The sequence below is a fragment of the Flavobacteriaceae bacterium genome (assembly GCA_014075215.1).
GTDB lineage: Bacteria > Bacteroidota > Bacteroidia > Flavobacteriales > Flavobacteriaceae > Polaribacter.
Genome location: CP046177.1, coordinates 2,484,786 through 2,506,170 on the forward strand (window position 1 = coordinate 2,484,786; position 21,385 = coordinate 2,506,170).

The 21,385-nt window shown below is 32.7% G+C and carries 24 protein-coding genes and 1 other RNA gene; 10 read left to right on the forward strand and 15 right to left on the reverse strand.

What is annotated here, in order from left to right:
• Window positions 1–40: 40 nt before the first annotated feature.
• On the forward strand, window positions 41–1,318 hold the full coding sequence (locus GKR88_12145; protein QMU64966.1) for an N-6 DNA methylase: 1,278 nt from the start codon (window positions 41–43) through the stop codon (window positions 1,316–1,318).
• A gap of 62 nt (window positions 1,319–1,380) precedes the next feature.
• Window positions 1,381–2,064 carry a hypothetical protein gene (locus GKR88_12150; GenBank protein ID QMU64967.1) on the forward strand — a complete coding sequence of 228 codons (684 nt, stop codon included), beginning with the start codon at window positions 1,381–1,383 and terminating at the stop codon, window positions 2,062–2,064.
• On the opposite strand, the gene GKR88_12155 is transcribed toward GKR88_12150, so the two are convergent.
• The 4 genes from GKR88_12155 to GKR88_12170 all read right to left on the reverse strand — a co-directional run bounded on the left by GKR88_12155 (window position 2,061) and on the right by GKR88_12170 (window position 4,923).
• Complete coding sequence (locus GKR88_12155; GenBank protein ID QMU64968.1) at window positions 2,061–2,453, reverse strand: hypothetical protein; 393 nt, start codon at window positions 2,451–2,453, stop codon at window positions 2,061–2,063. The two genes, GKR88_12150 and GKR88_12155, sit on opposite strands and share 4 nt — an antisense overlap.
• A 264-nt stretch (window positions 2,454–2,717) precedes the next feature.
• On the reverse strand, window positions 2,718–2,933 hold the full coding sequence (locus GKR88_12160; protein QMU64969.1) for a helix-turn-helix domain-containing protein: 216 nt from the start codon (window positions 2,931–2,933) through the stop codon (window positions 2,718–2,720).
• 383 nt (window positions 2,934–3,316) lie between these two features.
• The gene (locus tag GKR88_12165) at window positions 3,317–3,796 is read right to left on the reverse strand and encodes a winged helix-turn-helix transcriptional regulator (GenBank protein QMU64970.1); all 480 of its coding nucleotides are present in this window, start codon (window positions 3,794–3,796) and stop codon (window positions 3,317–3,319) included.
• Between the two features lie 62 nt (window positions 3,797–3,858).
• Window positions 3,859–4,923 (reverse strand): zinc carboxypeptidase, encoded by a 1,065-nt coding sequence (locus GKR88_12170; protein QMU66707.1) that lies wholly within the window; start codon window positions 4,921–4,923, stop codon window positions 3,859–3,861.
• 301 nt (window positions 4,924–5,224) lie between these two features.
• Here GKR88_12170 and GKR88_12175 point away from each other — a divergent pair, with 301 nt between their 5' ends.
• From GKR88_12175 to GKR88_12190, 4 genes are all read left to right on the forward strand, one after another.
• The gene (locus tag GKR88_12175) at window positions 5,225–5,602 is read left to right on the forward strand and encodes a helix-turn-helix domain-containing protein (GenBank protein ID QMU64971.1); all 378 of its coding nucleotides are present in this window, start codon (window positions 5,225–5,227) and stop codon (window positions 5,600–5,602) included.
• Between the two features lie 36 nt (window positions 5,603–5,638).
• Entirely contained in the window at window positions 5,639–5,776 is a 138-nt protein-coding gene (locus tag GKR88_12180) for a hypothetical protein (protein QMU64972.1), read from the forward strand.
• The gene (locus GKR88_12185) at window positions 5,733–6,173 is read left to right on the forward strand and encodes a hypothetical protein (GenBank protein ID QMU64973.1); all 441 of its coding nucleotides are present in this window, start codon (window positions 5,733–5,735) and stop codon (window positions 6,171–6,173) included. Before GKR88_12180 ends, GKR88_12185 begins: the two co-directional genes overlap by 44 nt.
• A 99-nt stretch (window positions 6,174–6,272) precedes the next feature.
• Entirely contained in the window at window positions 6,273–6,413 is a 141-nt protein-coding gene (locus GKR88_12190) for a hypothetical protein (GenBank protein QMU64974.1), read from the forward strand.
• 12 nt (window positions 6,414–6,425) lie between these two features.
• Here the strand turns inward: GKR88_12190 and GKR88_12195 are convergent, their stop codons facing one another.
• From GKR88_12195 to GKR88_12215, 5 genes are all read right to left on the reverse strand, one after another.
• Window positions 6,426–8,882 carry a M1 family peptidase gene (locus GKR88_12195; protein QMU64975.1) on the reverse strand — a complete coding sequence of 819 codons (2,457 nt, stop codon included), beginning with the start codon at window positions 8,880–8,882 and terminating at the stop codon, window positions 6,426–6,428.
• A 159-nt stretch (window positions 8,883–9,041) separates the two neighbouring features.
• Window positions 9,042–10,607, reverse strand: coding sequence for a ribonuclease Y (rny, locus tag GKR88_12200; GenBank protein QMU64976.1), 1,566 nt, complete (start codon window positions 10,605–10,607; stop codon window positions 9,042–9,044).
• Between the two features lie 47 nt (window positions 10,608–10,654).
• Window positions 10,655–10,774: non-coding RNA, 6S RNA (gene ssrS / locus GKR88_12205), on the reverse strand.
• A gap of 48 nt (window positions 10,775–10,822) precedes the next feature.
• Window positions 10,823–11,113, reverse strand: a complete 291-nt coding sequence (zapA, locus tag GKR88_12210; protein QMU64977.1) for a cell division protein ZapA — start codon at window positions 11,111–11,113, stop codon at window positions 10,823–10,825.
• A 15-nt stretch (window positions 11,114–11,128) separates the two neighbouring features.
• A complete protein-coding gene (locus GKR88_12215) occupies window positions 11,129–11,422 on the reverse strand; it encodes a hypothetical protein (GenBank protein ID QMU64978.1) in 294 nt (97 codons plus the stop codon).
• A 157-nt stretch (window positions 11,423–11,579) separates the two neighbouring features.
• Here GKR88_12215 and GKR88_12220 point away from each other — a divergent pair, with 157 nt between their 5' ends.
• Window positions 11,580–13,274, forward strand: coding sequence for a peptidoglycan DD-metalloendopeptidase family protein (locus GKR88_12220; GenBank protein QMU64979.1), 1,695 nt, complete (start codon window positions 11,580–11,582; stop codon window positions 13,272–13,274).
• Between the two features lie 29 nt (window positions 13,275–13,303).
• Window positions 13,304–15,754 (forward strand): TonB-dependent receptor plug domain-containing protein, encoded by a 2,451-nt coding sequence (locus GKR88_12225; GenBank protein ID QMU64980.1) that lies wholly within the window; start codon window positions 13,304–13,306, stop codon window positions 15,752–15,754.
• A 24-nt stretch (window positions 15,755–15,778) separates the two neighbouring features.
• Here the strand turns inward: GKR88_12225 and GKR88_12230 are convergent, their stop codons facing one another.
• The 4 genes from GKR88_12230 to GKR88_12245 all read right to left on the reverse strand — a co-directional run bounded on the left by GKR88_12230 (window position 15,779) and on the right by GKR88_12245 (window position 17,572).
• On the reverse strand, window positions 15,779–15,940 hold the full coding sequence (locus GKR88_12230; GenBank protein ID QMU64981.1) for a hypothetical protein: 162 nt from the start codon (window positions 15,938–15,940) through the stop codon (window positions 15,779–15,781).
• A gap of 68 nt (window positions 15,941–16,008) precedes the next feature.
• Entirely contained in the window at window positions 16,009–16,293 is a 285-nt protein-coding gene (locus GKR88_12235; protein QMU64982.1) for a hypothetical protein, read from the reverse strand.
• A 143-nt stretch (window positions 16,294–16,436) separates the two neighbouring features.
• Complete coding sequence (locus GKR88_12240; protein QMU64983.1) at window positions 16,437–16,991, reverse strand: hypothetical protein; 555 nt, start codon at window positions 16,989–16,991, stop codon at window positions 16,437–16,439.
• Between the two features lie 11 nt (window positions 16,992–17,002).
• A complete protein-coding gene (locus GKR88_12245; protein ID QMU64984.1) occupies window positions 17,003–17,572 on the reverse strand; it encodes a hypothetical protein in 570 nt (189 codons plus the stop codon).
• A 14-nt stretch (window positions 17,573–17,586) separates the two neighbouring features.
• On the opposite strand from GKR88_12245, the gene GKR88_12250 reads away from it, so the two are divergent.
• Together GKR88_12250 and GKR88_12255 are read left to right on the forward strand one after the other, a co-directional pair.
• On the forward strand, window positions 17,587–17,958 hold the full coding sequence (locus GKR88_12250; protein ID QMU64985.1) for a transposase: 372 nt from the start codon (window positions 17,587–17,589) through the stop codon (window positions 17,956–17,958).
• Window positions 17,958–18,815 (forward strand): IS3 family transposase, encoded by an 858-nt coding sequence (locus GKR88_12255; protein QMU64986.1) that lies wholly within the window; start codon window positions 17,958–17,960, stop codon window positions 18,813–18,815. The genes GKR88_12250 and GKR88_12255 overlap by 1 nt, the downstream gene beginning before the upstream one ends.
• Before the next feature lie 27 nt (window positions 18,816–18,842).
• Here GKR88_12255 and GKR88_12260 read toward each other — a convergent pair whose 3' ends face one another.
• Together GKR88_12260 and GKR88_12265 are read right to left on the reverse strand one after the other, a co-directional pair.
• Window positions 18,843–20,303, reverse strand: a complete 1,461-nt coding sequence (locus GKR88_12260) for a hypothetical protein (protein QMU64987.1) — start codon at window positions 20,301–20,303, stop codon at window positions 18,843–18,845.
• Between the two features lie 510 nt (window positions 20,304–20,813).
• Window positions 20,814–21,269 carry a thioredoxin-dependent thiol peroxidase gene (locus tag GKR88_12265; GenBank protein ID QMU64988.1) on the reverse strand — a complete coding sequence of 152 codons (456 nt, stop codon included), beginning with the start codon at window positions 21,267–21,269 and terminating at the stop codon, window positions 20,814–20,816.
• Window positions 21,270–21,385 lie beyond the last annotated feature (116 nt).

The following is a 21,385-nucleotide window of genomic DNA, read 5'->3' on the forward strand; positions in this document are numbered from 1 at the left end:
AATATGCATTACATATTTTTGCATATAAGCACTTTAATCAATGAAAGTAAGCAATATTAAACTTCAAAAAGCAATAATAAATATTTATAATCATCTTTATGCAAATTCTGAGAAAAAAACGCCTCATGGAATATCTAAAGAGGTGGGAAAAATACTTCATACAGGAATGTATATTGAAGAGCATACACTAGAAAAACCCGCTTTTGTTTTTAATAATCAAAAAGAAAAACAGCTTTTAAACGGAGAATCTATTGAATTCAGTAAAACAATTATTGCTAACTACAAAGTGATGAATGATGCTTGGTCTATTTATGATTTTAAAGAAGAAATAAATTTAAAACCATTTGACATTGCTTACACATGTGTTCAATTAAATGGAATTGAAATATCAGACCCAAATAGAGATGTTTTTGGTGATTCTTTAGAAATATTTAGAAGTCAATGGGCTAAACAAGCAGGTGGTCAATTTTTTACAGATTCTTTAGTCACGCATTTATCAATGAAATTATTAGAGTTTGACCCTAGAAATGGAGATGACTTAATTGACATTTGTTCAGGAACAGGAGGTTTTTTATTAGCCGGTTTGAACAGAGTTAGAGAGTTACTTGAAAAAGATAAAAAGAAAGATGTAGAGATGAAAGTTATTGAATTGGCAAGAAATTCAATATTTGGCCAAGAATATGATAAAGAAGTTTGTTCTATAGCAAACTCAACACTTAAAGCAAGAATTGGAGATACTTCGCACAATTTTGTAACTCAAGGTGATTCATTAGAATTTAATCAATTTTCGAAAAAAGATTCTAGAATAAAGTTTAATTCTCATCATTGTATAGCAGGAAACCCTCCATTTGGAACCAAAATAACAATTAAAGACCTAAATATTTTAGAACACTTTGAATTGGCTAAGGTAAAGGCTAGACAAAATGATTTATCACCATCAAAAATAACACCTAGAGCTCCAGACATATTATTTCTTGAACAAAATATAAAGTTATTGATACCAGGGAAAGGTAGGTTATCTCTTGTTGTTCCTTATCAAATTCTAAGTGGTCCACAGGCATTATATATTAGAAATTGGTTATTGTTAAATACTATTGTCACTTCAGTTGTAGATTTACCTGCGGATACTTTTCAACCACATACAGGTACTAAAGCATGTCTAATTACATTAATTAGAAGAAAAGAAGTTTTAGAAGATATTAATGAGATTGAAGGTTATAAAATATTTATGTCAACTCCAAAATGGATTGGGCATGACAGAAGAGGAAACCCAGTATTTAAAAGAAATCTTGATGGTACAATACAGATGAATCTTTAACTGATTTTAAAGAAGTTGAAAATGCTTATTCACAATTTAAATTAGGTAAAGATTTTAGTAAAATACATGATGAAAGTTTTGTAATATCATCAAAAGATATAATTAGCGCTTCTTTAATTCAATTAAATGCTCAATTTCATAAGCCTTCTAAATTTGGCTTGCCAGAAATAAACCCTAAAGAATGGAAAACAGTTAAGTTAAAAGACGTTGTTGAAAAGATATTTTATCCTGGTAGGTTTGTTAGAAACTATGTAGATTATTATCCTGGTGCTGTTCCTTTTTATGGTGGAAAAGAGATAACTCAAATGGTTGTAGAAAGTAGTAAATGGATTGGACATAATCACCCAAAATTAAAAGAGTTAACAGTTGAAACAGGATGGATATTAATTACTAGAAGTGGTACCACTGGCATTGTGTCTATCGTGCCAGAAGCATGGAATGGATATGCAATGAGTGAGCATGTCATTCGAATTAAACCCACAGAAAATAAATTGAGTCCGTATTATTTACTGACTTTTATTAAAACTAAATATTGCCAAAACCTAATATCGAAAGGTGTTTACGGTTCGGTAATAGATTCGATAACCCCAGATTTTATAGGCAATCTTGATATTCATATTCCAAAAAATGAAAATGAATATCAAAATGCTGTAGAAAAAATGAAGAAAGCCGAAGAAATGAGAAACATTGCATTAACTGAAACACATGAAAGTATTAATTCACTTAACGAAATGATTTTAAGTTAAATACGCTTATGACTATGTAGTATTTGTTGCATTAAATCTAATAATTCAGTTACTGTCAAGTTTCCCTGTAATTGATTACTTCTTTTAAGCATTAAGAAAGTATTAGATGGTTCATGTTTTCCACTTCGGTCTAACGGAGTTAAATGACCAGATTGTATGATTCTAGCATCAGCAATTACTTCATTTATTCTAATTGGGTTTTTCTGTATTGGATCAACATAGTTACCTGGCTCAATATCATGCTCCATCATAAACCCAAAACAAGTTTTAATATCATTATTTGGTAATTTAGGGCAACCGAGCATACTAAAACATTGTAAATAATATTTAATTTCTACAAGAGTAGCCATCACTTCGGTTGCATAAAATTTATGTTGAGAATCAAGCAACCAACGGTTAGTACGATTTCCATCCGCACCGTCTTGCGGTCTACCTGGAACTCTACTTGAGTGAGGTTTCCAAGGAGGAGACCTTCTCCCTGCATCTCTTAATTTAGTTGTTAATCTAGTTATTTGTCTTCTATCGAATCCATTGTCAACTAGATGTTGTCTACGTTCTTGCTATCAAATCCATTAAATCTCTAGCGTTTTCTACTGATATATCGTAGCCATCAGAAACTAATTCATTGATTCTTTTTAAATTTGTTACAACTGTCATATATCTAGAAAAAAGTTTTCAATTTTTATATCAAAATCTTTTGCTAACCTGTATATATTTTTAAGAGAGATATTTCGTTCACCTCTTTCAATCATACCTATATAAGTTCTATGGAAGTCTGTTTTTTCAGCTAACCTTTCTTGACTCCATTTTTTTGTTAATCGTAATTCACGAACTCGATTTCCAAATGCTTTTAAAACATCGTTATTCATACTTACAAATTAAATCTAATGAATACAATAAATCTACATACAAAAAGTATCATTTTGGAGTTCTGAGATTTTAGAACAATACCCACTCCATACACATTTTGCCTCCACTACTCTGCCCTTTCAGCAAAAAGAGTATTACATTACATTTCTAAAGAAACATTTGAGAAGAAAAAAATAAGGTATGATTAAGTGGTAAAAAGCTTTTTACCAAAACAAAGTTACATAACGCGAGAACATTATAGTACAAAAATATTTATAGCTATAACTCCATATTAGTATCCCTATGAGCAAGTAGGTATATGAAATTACCAAATAGGGTTCTACCTTGTGTTTTTTACAAGTAGCAAAGAATGAATCCTCTTTTAAACAATTATAGTACTATTTTATAGTTCTCTGAAGATGGCATGCATCATTCTCTTTTTATCATTGATGCTTTCTTCCAAGGCAATCATCGTTTCCGTTCTGTTTACACCAGGAATTTCGTCTATTTGATAAATAATTTCCTTGGCATCAATAGTCCCTTTTGCTCTTAACTTACAAAAGATGTTGTACTTACCGGCTGTTACATAGGCAACGGTTATATTGGGTATTTTTCTTAAGCTTTTAATTACTTCTTTTGTCATTGACGTCCTTTCCATAAAGATACCTACGTGAGCAATAAAAGAATACCCCATTTTCTCATAATTCAATGTTAGCGTAGATCCTTGAATAATACCTTCATCCTCCATTTTTTTTACTCTTATATGTATGGTTCCTGCTGAAACTAGTAATTTTTTTGCAATATCGGTAAAGGGGGTTCTAGCGTTTTCAATCAAAATGTCTAAAATCTGATGATCGATTTCGTCTAATATGAATTTTTTCATTTTTTGATTATTATTCAAATAACTTTGCAAAATTATCAAAAAAATTCAAAGTAAAAAGGAACTTAATGATAAAAATTCAATAAAAAATCATTTTCATTGTGAAATAATTTTCTTTTTAAATTCACACCTTCTATTTTTTTAGGTATGAATTTAAGCTGGTTATCAACAATTTGTTCTTTATATTGATAGACCTCATCTTCTTTATTTTTAAAACGTTTTACTACATCGAAAAAGATTTCGTTATTATTAGGAATGTTAAAATATGCTTGATAATCATCATTGAAAAAGGCTGTTTTTGCTATGCTATATACACCTTGAAGGATAGCAAAAAAAGTAAACCTTCTAGTTTCTTCACGATGATAATCATTGTGATAATGCCCGGATTCAATAAGAATGGTATGGAATCCTAATTTCTGGAAGTTATCCCCTGTAGCCGTAGGATAAAATTCATCTGTATACCTCCCTATGTGATGAGGAATTATGGTCTGCAATAGTTGGTTCATAGCCGTAATTATATACATTGCTTTTTGTCTTCCGACGGTAATATATCTTGTTTCGTCTTCCGAAGGTGCTAAAAATGAAATGGTAGCCGGGTTTGTGGTTCCTTCAACTCCAAAAATAGTTCTTTGGTCATGTAGATTAAAACAGAAATCCGGTTGAAACTCTTCCAAATGATTTCGTAATACATTACTTTCGATAGCCACTCTGCCCACTGCGTCCCTGTTTAAATCTATCCCTTTTGCATTTGCTATGGTATATCTCAAAGCACCATCAGGGTTTAACATGGGAATAATACTAATTGTACATGCAGATAGCATTTCTTCGACAATGAGAATATCCTGATTTAGTAAATTTAGTAAATCAAAAATAGCTTTGGTGCCCGTACTTTCGTTGCCATGCATTTGTGTCCATATCAAAATTTTTTTATCTCCGTTACCTATTTGAAGGTTATATATGGGGATACCATTTTCAGAGAAACCTATTGACAGTGAGTGTATATTTTGATTATTTTCAAACGCCAATAACAAGTTTTTTATATCATCAAAAGTGATCCATCTACCACATAATCCAAATTCTTTTGAAACGGTAAACAATTCTTGAGCTTTATTTTTATCCAGTATCTGCATATCAAAATGATCTTTTACAAAAATAGAGATTCTATATGGAAAGAAAGCTTCAGTTGCTATGTTACAAATGTAAACAAATGTCATTAGCGCAATTAATTTTTCAACCATATCTTTATTTCTCCCACCTGTTTACATTTGTAATATAAATAAGTTTTATATTTAAAGATATTATTAATTAAACATTTAATAATCAATTATTTATATACTTTATATAAATCTTTTATTTAAATTTTATACTATTTAATATTGTTTATTTTATGAATTTTTATTGTTACATTTGTAATATATACTTAAATTTACAATTGTGAACAACAAATCTTTTATAAAAAGAATTAAAACGATTCTTGATTATTACCAATTAACAGCATCTATGTTTGCAGATAAGATAGGTGTACAACGTTCTAGCATTTCACATATGCTGTCGGGAAGAAATAAGCCCAGTTTGGATGTTATTCTTAAAATAACTTCTGAATTTCCTGAAGTGGATATGTATTGGCTATTATATGGTAAAGGGGTTTTTCCTAGAAAAGTAGAAGAAGAATCAGTATCCTCTTCTCTTACACTACCTCTATCTGATAATGAACATCCAATATCAAAAGCAAAAACTTTAGGAACTAAAAAGATTACAAAAATTGTTGCCTTTTATGAAGATGGAACCTTTGAAGAGTTTATTAAGTAATATTTTTAAAGTCCGAAAGGCTTAGGTCAAAAACCATTGGACACTTTAAAAGAGGAGTATTTTTCTGCCTATGACATGATTATGTCTGTTGCTGTACAAGAAATGTTTCACTTAACAATGGCCATGCAACTTGGCCAATTCTATGGGAGTTCGCCCAACCATTACCGCACCTGATTTATCAAACCCTCCTTCTTGTTTAAAAGGTATAATAGGAATGCCGGTAAAAGGCAACTTGAGTAAATTGATAGATACCATGTTAGCTATTGAAACTCCAGACCCTAATTATCATTACAATGAATCGCCAAGCAATGATAATCCTGCAAATTTTGACGGCCCAAAATTGTACCAAGATGAATATGATTCGATTGGTGATTTATACCACGCTTTGGCTTATGGTGTTCAAGAATTTTGGAATTATGATTCGACAAATGACAATTATCAAAAAACAAACTTCGCAACAAAATATCCTTTGTTTGGAAAGCAGGCGAAATCCTTCAATGGAATTATATCCCCTACGCCCACACCGTGGCCTGCACCTCCCAAATTCCCTCATACATGCCAGGGGGTCTAAATGCTTGCAAAGGACAAGATATTAAGGGTAAAAATAGTTGTACAGGAGAAGGTATATGCGCTACAGCAGTAGCACATTCTTGTCAATATACCAACTCATGTGAATTCCAAGGCGGTTGTGGGTACCCTGGAAGATCAGAATCTGGAGCAGCAGATTACAATCCTAGTCAAAATTCTTGCCAAAGTAATGGAGGATGTCAATCGCCTATTTCACCAAAACAATACTACAGAGGTAGAATGAGAAACGTTTACGCTATTTTGCTAGTTTTCCAAGAGCTTCTTTAATGACGGCAATATTTTTAATTTTATTTGGAGTATTGGCTTTATTTTGCATTTGAATCATTTGCCTCATCAAATTAATGCCGACTTTATCAAAATTAAATTGCTTATATTGATTTCCCTTATCAACAATATCATTTACCAAATTCTGTATCGCTTTTGTATTATTGCCGCCGGCAATTTCGTCATAAGCTCTCTTATATAACACCTGTACTTTTTTATCGCTATTCAAAAACATTCCGGAGAGTACATTATTGGCTATAAACACCATTTCTGTTTCGTCCTTTTCTTCCAAATAAATTCTTGTTAAAGGAATTGCAATAATATTCTTTACTTCCGGAGGTAGTTCTTTGGATTTTTTTAAAGTATACTGTTTATCTATATAATACATTGCCACCAGAGCTTTTCCCAGTACAGTATAGGATTTACTTTTAAATGCATTTATAAAGACAGATCTTAGCTCCGGATCGGTCAGTTTTCCCAGCGTTTCAATTGCTGCTGCCCGTACCAGCGTTTTTTCGTCATTATTTGCAATCCATTTGATTTTATTAATGACATCTTTTTTTGAGAACTTATTGACCAAATTGATGTTTTCTAATGCTAATATTCTTATTTTGTAGAAATCGTCACTCATCGCCCCGGCAATGGCATCGAAAGCTTCTTTGAGTTCCTGGCTTTTTGCTACTTCTATCAGTGCTTCTCTTTTATGTGCGTAATGTTCAGCATATTTTAATTGTTCGATATAATCACTGGTAACTTTGTTTTCCTGAAAATCTCCCAGTACAACACCGTCGGCATTTACTAATAATAAACTGGGCGATTTTCCTTTAAAAGGGAAGATAAATGAAGCATCATTACCATCTACAAAAACGCGATAACGGGTTTTGGTTTTGCCTTGAAAAATATCAATTGTCAAAGGGAATTTAAACTCACCTGTTTGTGTTTGATATATATTGATGGTTACGGTTTTTTCCAGTGTATTATAGTCGTAGGAAACTTGAACTTTAGGGTGGCCGCTTCCAAAATACCACTGATTAAAAAACCGTTGTAAATCTTTACCGCTAACTTTTTCAAAGGCTAAACGCAATTGATGCACTTCTGCGGATTGGTATTTGTTTTCGGTAAGATATACCCGAAGCCCTTCAAAAAAAGCGTTGTCTCCCAAATAATTCCTCAGCATATGCAAAATTGCACCTCCTTTATTATAACTTACAGCATCAAACATGTCCTCTTTATCAACATAATAATGCCTCACCAGTTTTTTACCTTCATTTTGTCCTTCTTTATACCCTCTGATTTCTTCAAATAAATGAGCATCCGCATTTGTTTTGCCATATTTGTATTCTCTCCATAAATATTCGCCATAGTTTGCAAAGGATTCATTTAAGGTCAAATTACTCCAACTTTCGGTAGTAACTAAATTTCCAAACCAATGATGAAAAACTTCATGAGCAATGGTATTTTCCTGAACATTTTCATCTACCAATTGCCCGGGCATTTGATAGGCTCTTTCCCCATGAATAACTGCTGTTGTATTTTCCATAGCCCCACTCACATAATCTCTGCCTACAATCTGACTATATTTGCTCCACGGATATTCAATACCCGTAATTTCAGAGAAAAACCCAATCATTTCCGGAGTCAAACCAAAAATAGCTTTTGCTACTTTTGCGTACTTTTTTTCTACATAATAATTTACAGGAATATTTTTGTAGGAATCCTTAACAATTTCATATGCTCCTATTCCCATAAAAAATAAATAGGGAGCATGTTTTTGATCTAATTTCCAGTAATCGGTTCTGTAATTACCCGCTACTTTTTGACTCACTAATATGCCATTAGATAGGGTTTTGTATTTATCAGGTACGGTAATGTATATTTCCTGTGATGTTTTTTGATTCGGGCTGTCTATTGTAGGAAACCAGCAACTGCTTGCTTCGGTTTCTCCCTGTGTCCAAATCTGGGTGGGTTTATTTTTATCCGATCCGTCAGCATTAATAAAATACACTCCCTTTGCTTCAGTAATTGCCGCACTTCCTTTTTGTTTTACTTTTTCAGGCTGTGCCGTATACTTAATATATACGGTGAACTCCTCCCCTTTTCTGTATACTTTGGGTAAATCTATTTTTAAATTAAATCCGTCATAACGATACACTAACTCGGTTTTATTCATTTTTACAGTATGAATAATCATAGCTTTAGCATCTAATTCAAACACATCTGTAGCATAAAAATGAGGTGTTGCCGTTACCCATTCTTCACCGTTTACTGTTTTATCTGTAAAATTGAAATCGACCTTTAATTTTGTATGAATTAAATCGATTTTTTTTTCTCTTTCTGCTCTGTATATGGATAATGGATCTACTATTTGCGAAAAAACATGCCCTGTAAACAACAGGTATACGTGGATAATGATATTTATGTACTTCATTTATATCCTAATATATATTCTAATTCTAAGAGCTCCAAAAGTACTAAAATAATAGAGTGTTTCTTGTTAATGGCTAGTTAAAACCCTAACGAATGACACTAGTCAAACCCATTCTAATTAGATATTTTAAGTGAATCAAACCAGATAAAAACAAAAGATTTACTTGGCCACATTTACAGCCCTGGTTTCTCTGATTACAGTGATCTTAACTTGGCCAGGATATGTCATGTCGTTTTGTATTTTTTGAGAAATATTGAATGACAACTCAGCGGCTTTTATATCATTTATTTTATCGCTTTGCACAATAACTCTTAACTCTCTTCCCGCCTGAATTGCATAAGCTTTTTCGACACCGGCAAACTCAAACGCTATATTTTCTAAATCTTTTAGCCTTTGTATGTAAGAGTCTAATACTTGTCTTCTTGCTCCGGGTCTTGCTCCGGATATGGCATCACATACCTGGACAATGGGTGCGATTAGGCTCTTCATTTCAATTTCATCGTGGTGAGCTCCGATAGCATTGCATACGTTTTTTTTCTCTCCGTATTTTTCAGCCCACTGCATTCCTAACAATGCATGCGGGAGATTACTTTCTGTTTCCGGTACTTTTCCTATATCGTGTAATAAGCCCGCTCTTTTGGCCAGCTTTGCATTCAGTCCTAGTTCAGATGCCATAATTCCGCAAAGATTGGCTACTTCTCTGGAGTGCTGCAAAAGGTTTTGCCCGTAAGAAGAGCGGTATTTCATCCTTCCCACCGTTTTGATCAATTCCGGGTGTAAGCCATGGATCCCTAAATCAATAGCAGCACGCTTACCTACTTCAATAATCTCCTGCTCAATCTGATTTGTTGTCTTCTTTACAACTTCTTCTATCCGGGCCGGATGAATTCTTCCGTCAGTGACCAATTTATGCATAGATAAACGAGCAATTTCTCTTCTTACAGAGTCGAAACAGGATAAGATAATGGCTTCCGGAGTATCATCGACAATGATTTCAACACCGGTTACTGATTCCAGCGCTCTGATATTCCTGCCTTCTCGGCCAATGATTCTTCCTTTTACATCATCGGATTCCAGATTGAAAACAGAAACACAGTTTTCTACTGCTTGCTCTACCCCTACTCTTTGTATGGTATTTAAGATTACTTTTCTGGCTTCTTGTTGCGCAGTAAGTTTTGCTTCTTCTACTGTTTCTTGTATAAAGGTGATAGCATCTGCCTTAGCTTCTTCTCTCAAAGAAGAAACCAGCTCTTTTTTGGCATCTTCTACAGATAATCCGGAAATCTGCTCTAACATATCGACATGTCTTTTGTGCAATTTACCCAGATCGCTTTCTTTCTTTTCCAGATATTCTAACTTTTGATCATGATCTGCTTCCTTCTGTTCTAAAGAGATATTCAGTTTTTTGCTTTTCTCTAATTCTGAGTTCACTTTGCCTTCTTTATCTCTGATTCTTTTTTCAATGTCAGAAACTTTTTTCTCTCTGGATAAAATCACTTTTTCATGTTCGGATTTCAATTCTATAAATTTTTCTTTTGCCTGTAGTATTTTATCTTTTTTTAATGCTTCCGCATCAACTTTTGCTGCTTTCATCAAAGCATTTACTTCTTTCTTTGTATTTTTTATCAGTTTATTTGATCTAAGCTTTTCTATAAATTTTGCTATGATAAAACCAATGATTAATCCTCCTGCTCCCACACTAATGGGTATTAGCATATCTTCCATAATTTTAATTTAGGTATAAAAAAAGCCTACAATAATTTGGTTTATATAAACCCCATTATGACATATATAGAACTAACTAATTGGTCAAGGATCCGAATCCATATCAGTATAGTAACGGCTTGCTTTAACAATTAAGACTCATCCTTCATAATAGATTAATGTTGAGTTTATCAAACAAATAACTAATGTAGGCAGTATATTGTATAATAAAGAACTTATTCTAAATGGCTATTCACTAACGCTGTTAGCTCATTTACCTTGTGCAACACTTCTGTATTTTCAGATTGATTACTAAGTTTAGAAATTTCTACTTTGGAAGCAAATTGTAACGCACACATGGCCAAAACATCCTGTTTATCACTAACAGCATAATTTTCTTCATATGTAGCTATTAATTGATTAATTGCTGCTGCTGCTTTACGCATTCCTTCTTCTTCTTGTATGCTATTTACAGTTAAAGGATACGTTCTACCCGCGATAACGATATTAATCTTTAATTTTTCCAAATATTCTAAAGAACTTTAGTATTCATGCAACTGAACAATACACTTATCGATTTCCCGAATTAAAGCGTTTATTTTTAATTTTGTTTTTTTCGTATTATTGCTACTGCCTTCTATAGTTTTCGCAATCTTTAGTAAATCGAACTCTTTTTGTCTTTCTTCTAAGATTTGCTGATTCTCAATAAGTTGATGCTGTAACTTATGATTATTTTGAAGCAAGATTTCATTTTCCTTTATTAAAAAATCATAGTTAAATAACAAGTTTTTTAACGCATTTTCCAATGAATGAACAGCTTCAATTGTATTACTCATTAACTTTTGTAAGAATAAACTATATATACAAAGTTAATATTCTCTTTGATATAATTAAAGGAATTGTTAACTTTTTATAAAATAAAAATAACGGTAATATATTTTTGATTTTCATATTTTTGAGTACTGTTTTTTGAATTAGCTAAAAATTGAATTTTTGAGAAAATTAATACTATTTGTTACCGTATTTGTTTGCTTTTATCAAATATTCGGTCAAAAATATCCGCAACATTATTTTAGAAGCCCTTTAGATATTCCTTTGGTTTTATCCGGAACTTTTGGTGAGTTGAGAAATAATCATTTTCATTCGGGAATTGATATCAAAACAAAACAGCGTGAAGGTTTAAAAATATATGCGGTTGCCGACGGATATGTATCCAGAATTAAAGTAGCTCTTTTGGGATATGGCAAAGTGATTTACATAACACATCATAATGGCTATACAAGCGTGTATGCGCATTTAAGTAAATTTGGAAACGGGATAGAAGAATATGTAAAACGTATTCAATACAAAAAAGAAGCATATGAAATCGGGAATATATACCTGAAACCTAATCAGATTACGGTTAATAAAGGTCAGGTAATTGGTTATTCCGGAAGTACGGGCGGGTCTTCAACTCCTCATCTGCATTACGAACTGAGAGATACCAAAACTGAAAAAATAATCAACCCTCTGTTATTTGGTTTAAAAGTAGAAGATACAATAGCTCCTAAAATTGTTAAACTAATGGCATATACCATCGACAATCAATCCAGAATTAATCATTCAAATAAAAACCAAATGATTGCCATTAGAAAAAAAGATCATCATCATTATATTTCTAACAGAATAACTGCCAGTGGCCGTATTGGATTTGGAATAAGTGTACATGATTTGTTAAACAATGCTGCTAATAAGAATGGGGTGCATAGCATAGAAATGTTGGTGAATGAAAAAAAAGTATATTATCACGATTTAGAAACTTTTTCTTTTGCAGAAAGTAAATATATTAATCTATTAATAGATTATCCATACTACTATAAATACAAAAGAAAAATACAAAAAATGCATATTGCTAAGGGAAATAATTTAAGTATATATGAAGATGTGATAAATAATGGGGTTATCACTATAGAAAACAATAAAAATTATTTTGTAAAAATTATTGCTACTGATGTTGTTGGTAATAAAACTACCGCCACCATCCCGATTGTCGGAAAAGAACCCAATACTATTTATACGGAAGCAATAACGACTACACCGTATAAAATAAAAGCATCTGAATTTAATACGTTTCAAAAAAATGGGGTGACCATAGCTTTTCCAAAAAATACTTTTTATGAAGACACATATTTAAATTTTGATGTAAAAGATCATATAGCAACCATACATGAACCTTCTGTTCCTCTTGACAAAAAGTTTACGTTAACTTTTGATGTTCCCAGATATAGCGATGTTGAAAAAGAGCAACTTTTTATAGCAAATATGAATCATAAAAAGTATGCTAATTACCAACAAACAAAGAAAAAGAAAGATAAATTTTATACTACAACTAAAACTCTAGGTAAGTACGCTTTACTAATTGACAATCAAAAACCTAAAATATATAATTTGAATTTTAAAAATGATCAATGGATTACTTATAAAGATAAAATTCAAGTACACATCTCAGATACGGGTTCGGGAATAAAATCATATAGAGCTACTATTGACGGAGAATGGATTTTAATGGAATATGATTTGAAAGAGAAGAGATTGACATATAACTTTCAAGATAAAAAGTTGGTAGGTAGCAAACATTCTTTTAAAATTGTAGTATCAGATAACATTGGAAATACCAATACGCTGTCTGCAACGTTTTACAAGAAGTAAACATATGTAAATCCGGCAATATCAGTTAAGTGAAAAATACTTTATTTATTTTATTGACGCTCCCAAGTATAGTAATAGCTCAAAAAACAGCAATTTTAAAAGGGACCGTAACAAACAAAGAGAATAACCCTATTGCGGATGTTTCGGTAAAATACAATACAATTGGCACTACTACAGATAGTAATGGGAGGTATCAAATAAGAATTCCTGTCAATCAAGAAATCTCTATTGTTTTTAGTCATCTGTCTTATCATTCCATTACCAGAATCATTACTGCTAAAAGAGTAACTACATACAGGTACTCCCCTACACTTACTTTAAAGACTGAAAAATTAGATGAAGTAGTTATTGAGAACCTCGATGACGATGCTGCAGGGCTCAAAACAATAGATAAAACACTTGTTCATAAAATACCCGGAGGTGGTGTGGAAAATACGTTGATAACCTCATTTGGAGGGGTTTCAAATAATAATGAACTCAGTACACAATACAATGTGCGAGGTGGTAATTTTGATGAAAATCTGGTATATGTAAACGGTATACAAATTTATCGTCCCTTTTTAGTCAGATCCGGTCAACAAGAAGGGTTGAGTTTTTTAAATACCCATATGGTTAGGAATATCAAATTCTCAGCAGGAGGATTTCAAGCCAAATATGGTGATAAACTTTCTTCTGTTTTGGATATTACTTACAGGGAGCCTAGAAAATTTGCTACCACTGCAGATGCCAGCTTATTGGGAGGTAGTATCACTCTTGAAGGTTTATTTGCAGATAAACTATCTGCTATTCTGGGAGTTAGATATAGAGACAATAGTTTGTTTGTAAATAGCAAACAGATAGAAACAAATTTCAGGCCTAGTTTTACAGACATTCAAACTTTTTTATCTTACGGTGTAAACCATCAATTGAGCTTGCATTTTTTAAGCAATTTTTCTATAAATGATTACAATTATAAGCCTTTGACCAGAAGAACTCGTTTTGGAACGCTAGCCGAACCTTTGGAGCTTATCGTATTTTATCAAGGACAGGAAAGAGATAAGTTTCTTACTTCCTTTGGAGCTTTTAGTGCTAATTATAAAGTACATGATGATTTAGCTCTTACAGGAACTATTTCTGCCTATAATACACAGGAGGAAGAATATTTTGATATTGCCGCTTCTTATAATTTAGGTCAGGTAGATGCTAATCTGGGATCTCAAACTTTCGGAGAAGTCGAATTTTCCGAAGGCATAGGCTCTCAGCTAAACCATGCGCGTAATGATCTGGATGCACTGATTATGAATGCGGAAGTCAGGGGAACGTATAAAAAAAATGATAATCAAATTGATTTTGGTGTAAAATATCAGATAGAAAATATCAGAGATCGTATTAGGGAATGGGAAATCATAGATTCTTTGGGTTTTTCCGTAAGACCCCCGGATCACCTAATCACGAATGAACAACCTTATACTTCTTTTGAGGGTCCCATTACTCCTTTTCAAAATGTCAGAGCAGAAAATGATATAAGTATAAACAGGCTTTCCGGTTTTGTACAATTCAGTAGAAAAATCAACTTAGGAATGCACGATATTTGGTATAATATTGGGGTTAGAAGTCAGATATGGTCTGTAAAACCCACCGGAGAAAGTACAAAAACCCAATTCATCATAAGCCCAAGAGCGCAATTTGCCATTAAGCCGGATTGGGAAAAGGATATACTTTTCAGAATTTCAGGAGGTTGGTATTCTCAACCTCCATTTTACAGAGAACTCAGAGGAATGACCGGTGCTATTAATAAAAACGTAAAAGCTCAAAAATCGATTCATCTTGTGCTTGGAAGTGATTATAGTTTTACAATGTGGAACCGGCCTTTTAAACTAACTGCAGAGCTTTATTACAAAAATTTAACCGATGTAAATTCTTACGTTGTTGACAATGTACGAATCCGGTATCAGGCAAATAATAATAGCAGGGCATATGCCTATGGTTTGGATGTTCGTTTAAATGGTGAGTTTGTTCCCGGTAATGAAAGTTGGGTGAGTTTTGGTTATCTAAAAACAGAAGAAAACATAGATAACCGCGGATATATAGCCAGGCCTACGGATCAACGTTTAAAATTTGGTATTCTATTTCAGGATTATGTTCCCAATATACCCAACTTAAAAGCATACTTGAATTTAGTGTACAATACGGGGGTTCCCGGAGGTGCTCCTGCATATGCGGACCCGTATGACTTTCAGCAGCGTTTAAGAGATTACAGGCGGGCAGATATAGGAGTTTCTTATGTTTTTGTCGATGCCAATAAAAAGAACAAATACACTACAGGATTCCTTTCTAAATTTAAGGAGTTTACTGCCGGTTTGGAGCTTTTTAATATGTTCGATATTCAAAACTCTATTACCAATACCTGGGTTCGTGATGTATACTCAAAACGCCAATTTGGAATCCCTAATTTTTTAACAGGCCGTATACTAAATGTTAAAGTGGGAATGAAATTTTGAAGGGTAAGTCATCTTCACTATCCGTTATCCCCACATAGAGTAAACAGATTCTCTTATAAGTTCACTATTGTTATAATCTTTTCTTACTCCATCACTTGTGAAAATAGTTTTACGAGAGGAATCTCCTTCTAGTATCCATGTTCCTGTTATATCAGGGAGTTGATTGTTTGTCTGGAAAAAAGACATTGATAGTATACTACATCCTAATAAGATAACTATTCCTACTATTATATATTTATTTTTTTCATGATCTTTTAGTTGTTACAGTTTATTGAATCTTTTGCTTTTTGAAACCGCTGCTTTCGGTCATTTATTCCTTTTAAGTCAGGATTAATTCTTTCAGTTACTTTTTCCACAGTAGTATTTCTATCTACAGTAATTCTATTAAGTACTCTATATTTATAGTACCAAAGCCCGCTTAGTATAGCCAGGGTATCGTTACCGAAAATGAGATCAGGATTGGCAACAAAATCTTTATTCGGATCATAGTTGTTATTATACCATTCTTTAAATCTACGGTAATTTTCTTTCCATGTCAATTGTAAAATGCTTCCCCTCTATACTTCCAACTATCCCCGCTGGCTTCATCTCCGTTTTCATAATCACAACACATGGCTGCATTTGCTAATTTCTCTTCATTGTTTATATAATCTCCTTAAAATGATTAGCTCAATACTGTCTTCTATTTCTGCTTAAATAAATATTGCTGCCTCACAAGCAGTTGAATAGCTAAAGCCATTATCACTTGCCAGAGAGTGTAAGGATTTAGTATTTCATTAAATTCATGCTGAAATTTTAATGTATCTACATTCCAAGTGTGAAATAAAGAAATTAAAAATAATGTAATAACCGAAATTGCTGTAACTTTAATGACAAACTTCTTCTTTGGATATTTGAAAATAAATCTAAATAGAAAAAAAAGCAATAAAGGAGAAATTAAGCATACGGATAAAGTTAATGCAACAATACCTCCAATATCTTGACCAAATAGAGGGACAAATGCATTTGAGAGTATGTGAGGAGTGAAATATCCTGCGAAAAAAGATGTGTACGAAAATAAAACACATAAAAAAGTTCTTAGATAAGAATTACGGCTAGATATTTTCCAATTAACAACTGCAATAACCAACCCAAAAGAAAGAGGATAATACTCTAATGGTAATTTTGTAAAGACTATTAAAACAGCACACAAAAAAGGAGCTATGATAATACTTGTATTTTTTTCTAAAATTTTCATCGACTTTGTTATTAATCACAATTAATTTGATCTATGGTTTCATTTTGTTCGAGGAGCTCTTGAAGTTTATTTTTATCAAAACGAATAGCTGTTCTTGGTACTACTGAGACCTGTCCTCCATTATCATTTATCCACTGTTCAATCTCATTTTGTAAGTTAGTCCAAGTAGCATCACCTATATTGTAATAGGTGTCTTCCTTGCATGTAGAATTTCCCAAGGGATTATATCTAATAATATCCGAAACCCTAGCAATATCGACTGCTCTAGCATATAATTCCAAATTCCCGCTTTGATTAGTGTGATAACCCCATTGTCGGTTTCCTGAAAAAGGTTGAGTACCTGTATTTGCTGTAGTAATGGTAGACCCAATCCAGAAATTAGGAGTGAATTCTGAAATCATAATTGCACCATCATCTGCAGTTAGCCCTATAAAGAGTGCATCTGCATGAGCATATATCTGAAATATTGCCGTTACAGGTTCATTTGATATCCAAAGTTGTAAATCGCTTAAAAAATAAGGTGCAAAATACCAACTTACATCCAAAGTATTTGAGTGACCCGTCCTGAAATATGTATACAAAAAACAACAAGTATATGTATAAAAATGATGGATATGTAAGACGTTATAGTGAGAGTTTTAAACTCAAAGTATTAGCAGAACTTACCAAAGGAAACCATTCCAAAAGACAAATTGCCTTAACTTACGGCATACAATCTAGTACGATAAACGTATGGATTAAAAAATATGACCGTAAAGATTTAATGAACACCCGTGTAACCGTGCAAACAGACGACGAATTATCCCGTATTAAAGCCCTTCAAAAAGAGCTAAAACAACTCAAAGATCTTCTTATTAAAAAGGATCTAGATAAACTTGTGAATGATAGTTATCTTGAAGTAGCTGCTGAAAATCTTGGCTATAAAAATGTTGAAGAATTAAAAAAAAACTTAAACATAAAGCCTTAATGAAAATAGCACCGATTAATAGAAAAAAAAGAAGGTACGCCATCGCTACTATTTGTAATGCTTTCGAGTTAAAAAGAGATGCTTATTACAAATATCAAAAAAGGTTTGTTCTTAAAAAACAAATAGAACAAAATGTAATAATGCTTGTTAAAAAAAGCAGGAAAACATTACCCAGAGAAGGTACTAGAAAGCTAATGAAATCCTTACATAATGATTTTAGGAAACAGAATATAAATATAGGTAGAGACCAGTTATTTAGAATCTTAAAAGAAAATAATTTGTTAATTAGAAGGAAAAAATATTCTTCTAAAACAACCAACTCTTACCATCGTTTTTATAAATATAAAAATATCATAAAAGACCTGATCATTAATAGACCTAACCAAGTTTGGGCTTCGGATATTACCTATATAAGAACTATAAATGGATTTTGTTATTTAGCACTTATTACTGATATGTATTCAAGAAAAATAGTAGGCTATGATATTAGTGATAGTTTAGAACTTAAAGGCTGTGTTAGAGCTTTAAATAAAGCTATTTATCAAACTAAAAATACCGAAGAAATCATACATCATTCTGATAGAGGAATACAATATTGTAGCAATGTTTATACTCAAATTTTGAAAAGAAAAAAGATACAAATCAGTATGACCCAAGAAAATCATTGCTACGAAAACGCAATGGCCGAAAGAGTTAACGGAATTTTAAAAGATGAATTCTTCCTCGACCAAACATTTACAAATATCAATCACGCCAAAAAAGCAACAAAAAATGCAATCAAATTATATAATAATAAAAGATTACATTTATCTTTAGATTATAAAACACCTAATTACGTGCACAAAAATGTAGCATAAATTTTAATAATTAACTGTAGCCCTATTTTAGGACGAGACAGAGCTATTAAAGGGAATATTGCAACTGAATTCAAAATCATCTTTACTTCCAGATGCTAAATCTGTGAACTTTTGTCGATATGCCTCATACACTTGAGTATCAGAATCTGGCATCCCGTCTGAATTAAGATCAGGGTTAGCGGTTATCTCAACACCATAATAATCAACGTTTGCTATAGCTGCATTACCGGTACTTAGAGGTTGATTGGAAAAATCCTCGCCAAGTGATTCTAATCGATCTGTACAAGAAGAAGGCAATGTATGATTGTATAAATAAATATAATTAGACATATCTAATCCATTTTCCTGTATACAATCTTCTAATAAGGCCCATGGATTATTTTCGATAATAGCAATTAACTCTTTATATCTTGCGAATTTTGCCTTTGGCAGATCACACACAATAGATAAATAACTTTTTTCCAAATTTTTAACCTCATCCGACCAATTGTTCTCACCACCATAAATCCAAAGATTAATAACTTCTGATGAATTTTCAGGATCATTTACCCAATCTATTTCGCATTCTTTGTCCAACTCTAAAGCAGAAGTTAAAAGAGAAGGAACGACCGAATCCTCACCTTCTCCAACAGGTATTGTTACTGTATTATCATTATTACCCTCTGTATCAGGGTTTCCATATACTACGCCTCCAACAAGCTGATCTCCTCCGGAGCCATCATCTCCTCCCGGCGGGTCTCCCACAGGAGGGTCCGGAACACCGTAGTTCTCACAGTGTGAAAAATCTATATATAACAGCGGACTACCGCTACAATAGGTAAACCCATCGTTTTGCAAAACCGGCCAGTGTCCGTCCGCATTGCCTCCCAAATTACACCGGTCATATACCAAAATACTTTCACAAGGACCGCTACCCGTACCACCACCGTCATTCGGAAAAACCCAATCAAAAGCATCTCTGGAAGACAGGTTGAGGCCTTCCAGGCTTAGGTATTCTTCGGAAATCACATACGAAGTGGCTTTCTCATACAAGGTTTCCGAATCGGTAAGGTCAGTGAACTCATAAGAGACCAAAAAATAGGTAAACACACCGTTGTGTTTTTTTACCAGAAAGTTTTCAAAATCAGAAGTTTCCAAAACAGGGCTTTCTGTCTGAAATGTCCAGGTAATGACATCGTCTATGACAATTCTGTTAATCTCATCGGTAAAAATGGTGAGGCCTTCTGCAACCTCAGTAGCACTTCTGCTGTAGATGCTTTGTGGCGAGTGCTTAGAAAATCGTCTTTCAATCAGAGGTAAAGAGGGTTTTATTTCTTTGTCTGCAAGTAGTTCCTGATAGGATATTTTGGTTAAGGAATACTTGAGTTGGTTAGAAGTAACGGTGTTTTGAGGATTCATAAAGTCTTCTCGGATACAGTTCCATAAGAACAAAGATAGACTAAAGACGAAGACCCCGATTTTGATGAATGAAGTTTTTTTCATTTTCATGATTTAAAATTGTTTAAATTAGTTAATACGCACCGGTTTTGTTGTGTCCACACAAACTACAACTACCGGATATTTTTTTACAGACATTTCTTAGTATGCCTCTGTTTCATACCGGAACAATAAATATTTATGTACTGCCCGGTTTATGCCTTTTTGTTTTATTCAAAAAAAGGCGGTGTTAAAAATCGTACAACAAAACAAGACGTCTGAAAAGGTATAGGGGTTATTAAAATTTAATTGGTTTCAATTTTTTTTAAACCATAGCCCTTTTATTTCATTTGCTATAGCAAACCTGTAAAAATAATTCTTGATATCCAAATATATAACAGTATTTTTTCATTTTTAATTGTTTTGTCCAAATCAGTTACAAATTTTATCAAGGAGAAAAAAACACGTGTCAACCCAAAATAAAAACAATAAAATTTTGATATCACTATTTTTCAATGATAGAGTATTTTTAAGAAAATAGCAGGTTTAATAATAACTGGTATTATTTCAAAGTTCAATATTTCAAAATTTCAATATCTGGGCAGTATGATCTTTTGTTTTTACTTTTAAAATGATATCCTCAATAACTCCTTTTTCATCAATTACAAAAGTGGTTCTGTGAATCCCGTCAAATTCTCTACCCATAAACTTTTTAGGTCCCCATACATCAAAAGCATGGATCACTGCTTTATCTTCATCTGCCAATAGCGGAAAAGGCAATTCGTATTTTTTGATAAAGTTATGTTGTTTTCTGGCAGTATCGGCACTCACTCCCAATACGTCATATCCTTTGGCCAGGAATGTGTGATAGTTATCCTTTAGGTTACAAGCTTCAGCAGTACAACCGGGAGTATCTGCCTTTGGGTAAAAGAAAATAACCAGTTTCTTACCTGTATAATCACTTAATTTAATGGTGTTTCCTTCGCTATCTTTTGCTTCAAAATTTGGGGCTGCGTCACCTATTTGTAATCTTGTCATTTTTTTGATGATAAAAATTATAAAAGCGGAAAGTTAAAAAGTTAAAAAGTATCCTAAAAACTTTTTTAAAAAATAAACCTGCTCAACTCTATAAACTTTGTACTTTTAATTTTATA

What these genes read in the sequence shown, in the direction of transcription:
- GKR88_12160 (QMU64969.1), bottom strand. Translation starts at nt 2,933, where the DNA reads ATGAATAACGATGTTTTAAAAGCATTTGGAAATCGAGTTCGTGAATTA.
- GKR88_12165 (QMU64970.1), bottom strand. Translation starts at nt 3,796, where the DNA reads ATGAAAAAATTCATATTAGACGAAATCGATCATCAGATTTTAGACATT.
- rny (QMU64976.1), bottom strand. Translation starts at nt 10,607, where the DNA reads ATGGAAGATATGCTAATACCCATTAGTGTGGGAGCAGGAGGATTAATC.
- GKR88_12230 (QMU64981.1), bottom strand. Translation starts at nt 15,940, where the DNA reads ATGTCTTTTTTCCAGACAAACAATCAACTCCCTGATATAACAGGAACA.
- GKR88_12215 (QMU64978.1), bottom strand. Translation starts at nt 11,422, where the DNA reads ATGAGTAATACAATTGAAGCTGTTCATTCATTGGAAAATGCGTTAAAA.
- GKR88_12260 (QMU64987.1), bottom strand. Translation starts at nt 20,303, where the DNA reads ATGAAAATGAAAAAAACTTCATTCATCAAAATCGGGGTCTTCGTCTTT.
- GKR88_12195 (QMU64975.1), bottom strand. Translation starts at nt 8,882, where the DNA reads ATGAAGTACATAAATATCATTATCCACGTATACCTGTTGTTTACAGGG.
- GKR88_12170 (QMU66707.1), bottom strand. Translation starts at nt 4,923, where the DNA reads ATGCAGATACTGGATAAAAATAAAGCTCAAGAATTGTTTACCGTTTCA.
- GKR88_12255 (QMU64986.1), top strand. Translation starts at nt 17,958, where the DNA reads ATGAAAATAGCACCGATTAATAGAAAAAAAAGAAGGTACGCCATCGCT.
- GKR88_12145 (QMU64966.1), top strand. Translation starts at nt 41, where the DNA reads ATGAAAGTAAGCAATATTAAACTTCAAAAAGCAATAATAAATATTTAT.
- GKR88_12250 (QMU64985.1), top strand. Translation starts at nt 17,587, where the DNA reads ATGTATAAAAATGATGGATATGTAAGACGTTATAGTGAGAGTTTTAAA.
- GKR88_12265 (QMU64988.1), bottom strand. Translation starts at nt 21,269, where the DNA reads ATGACAAGATTACAAATAGGTGACGCAGCCCCAAATTTTGAAGCAAAA.
- GKR88_12240 (QMU64983.1), bottom strand. Translation starts at nt 16,991, where the DNA reads ATGAAAATTTTAGAAAAAAATACAAGTATTATCATAGCTCCTTTTTTG.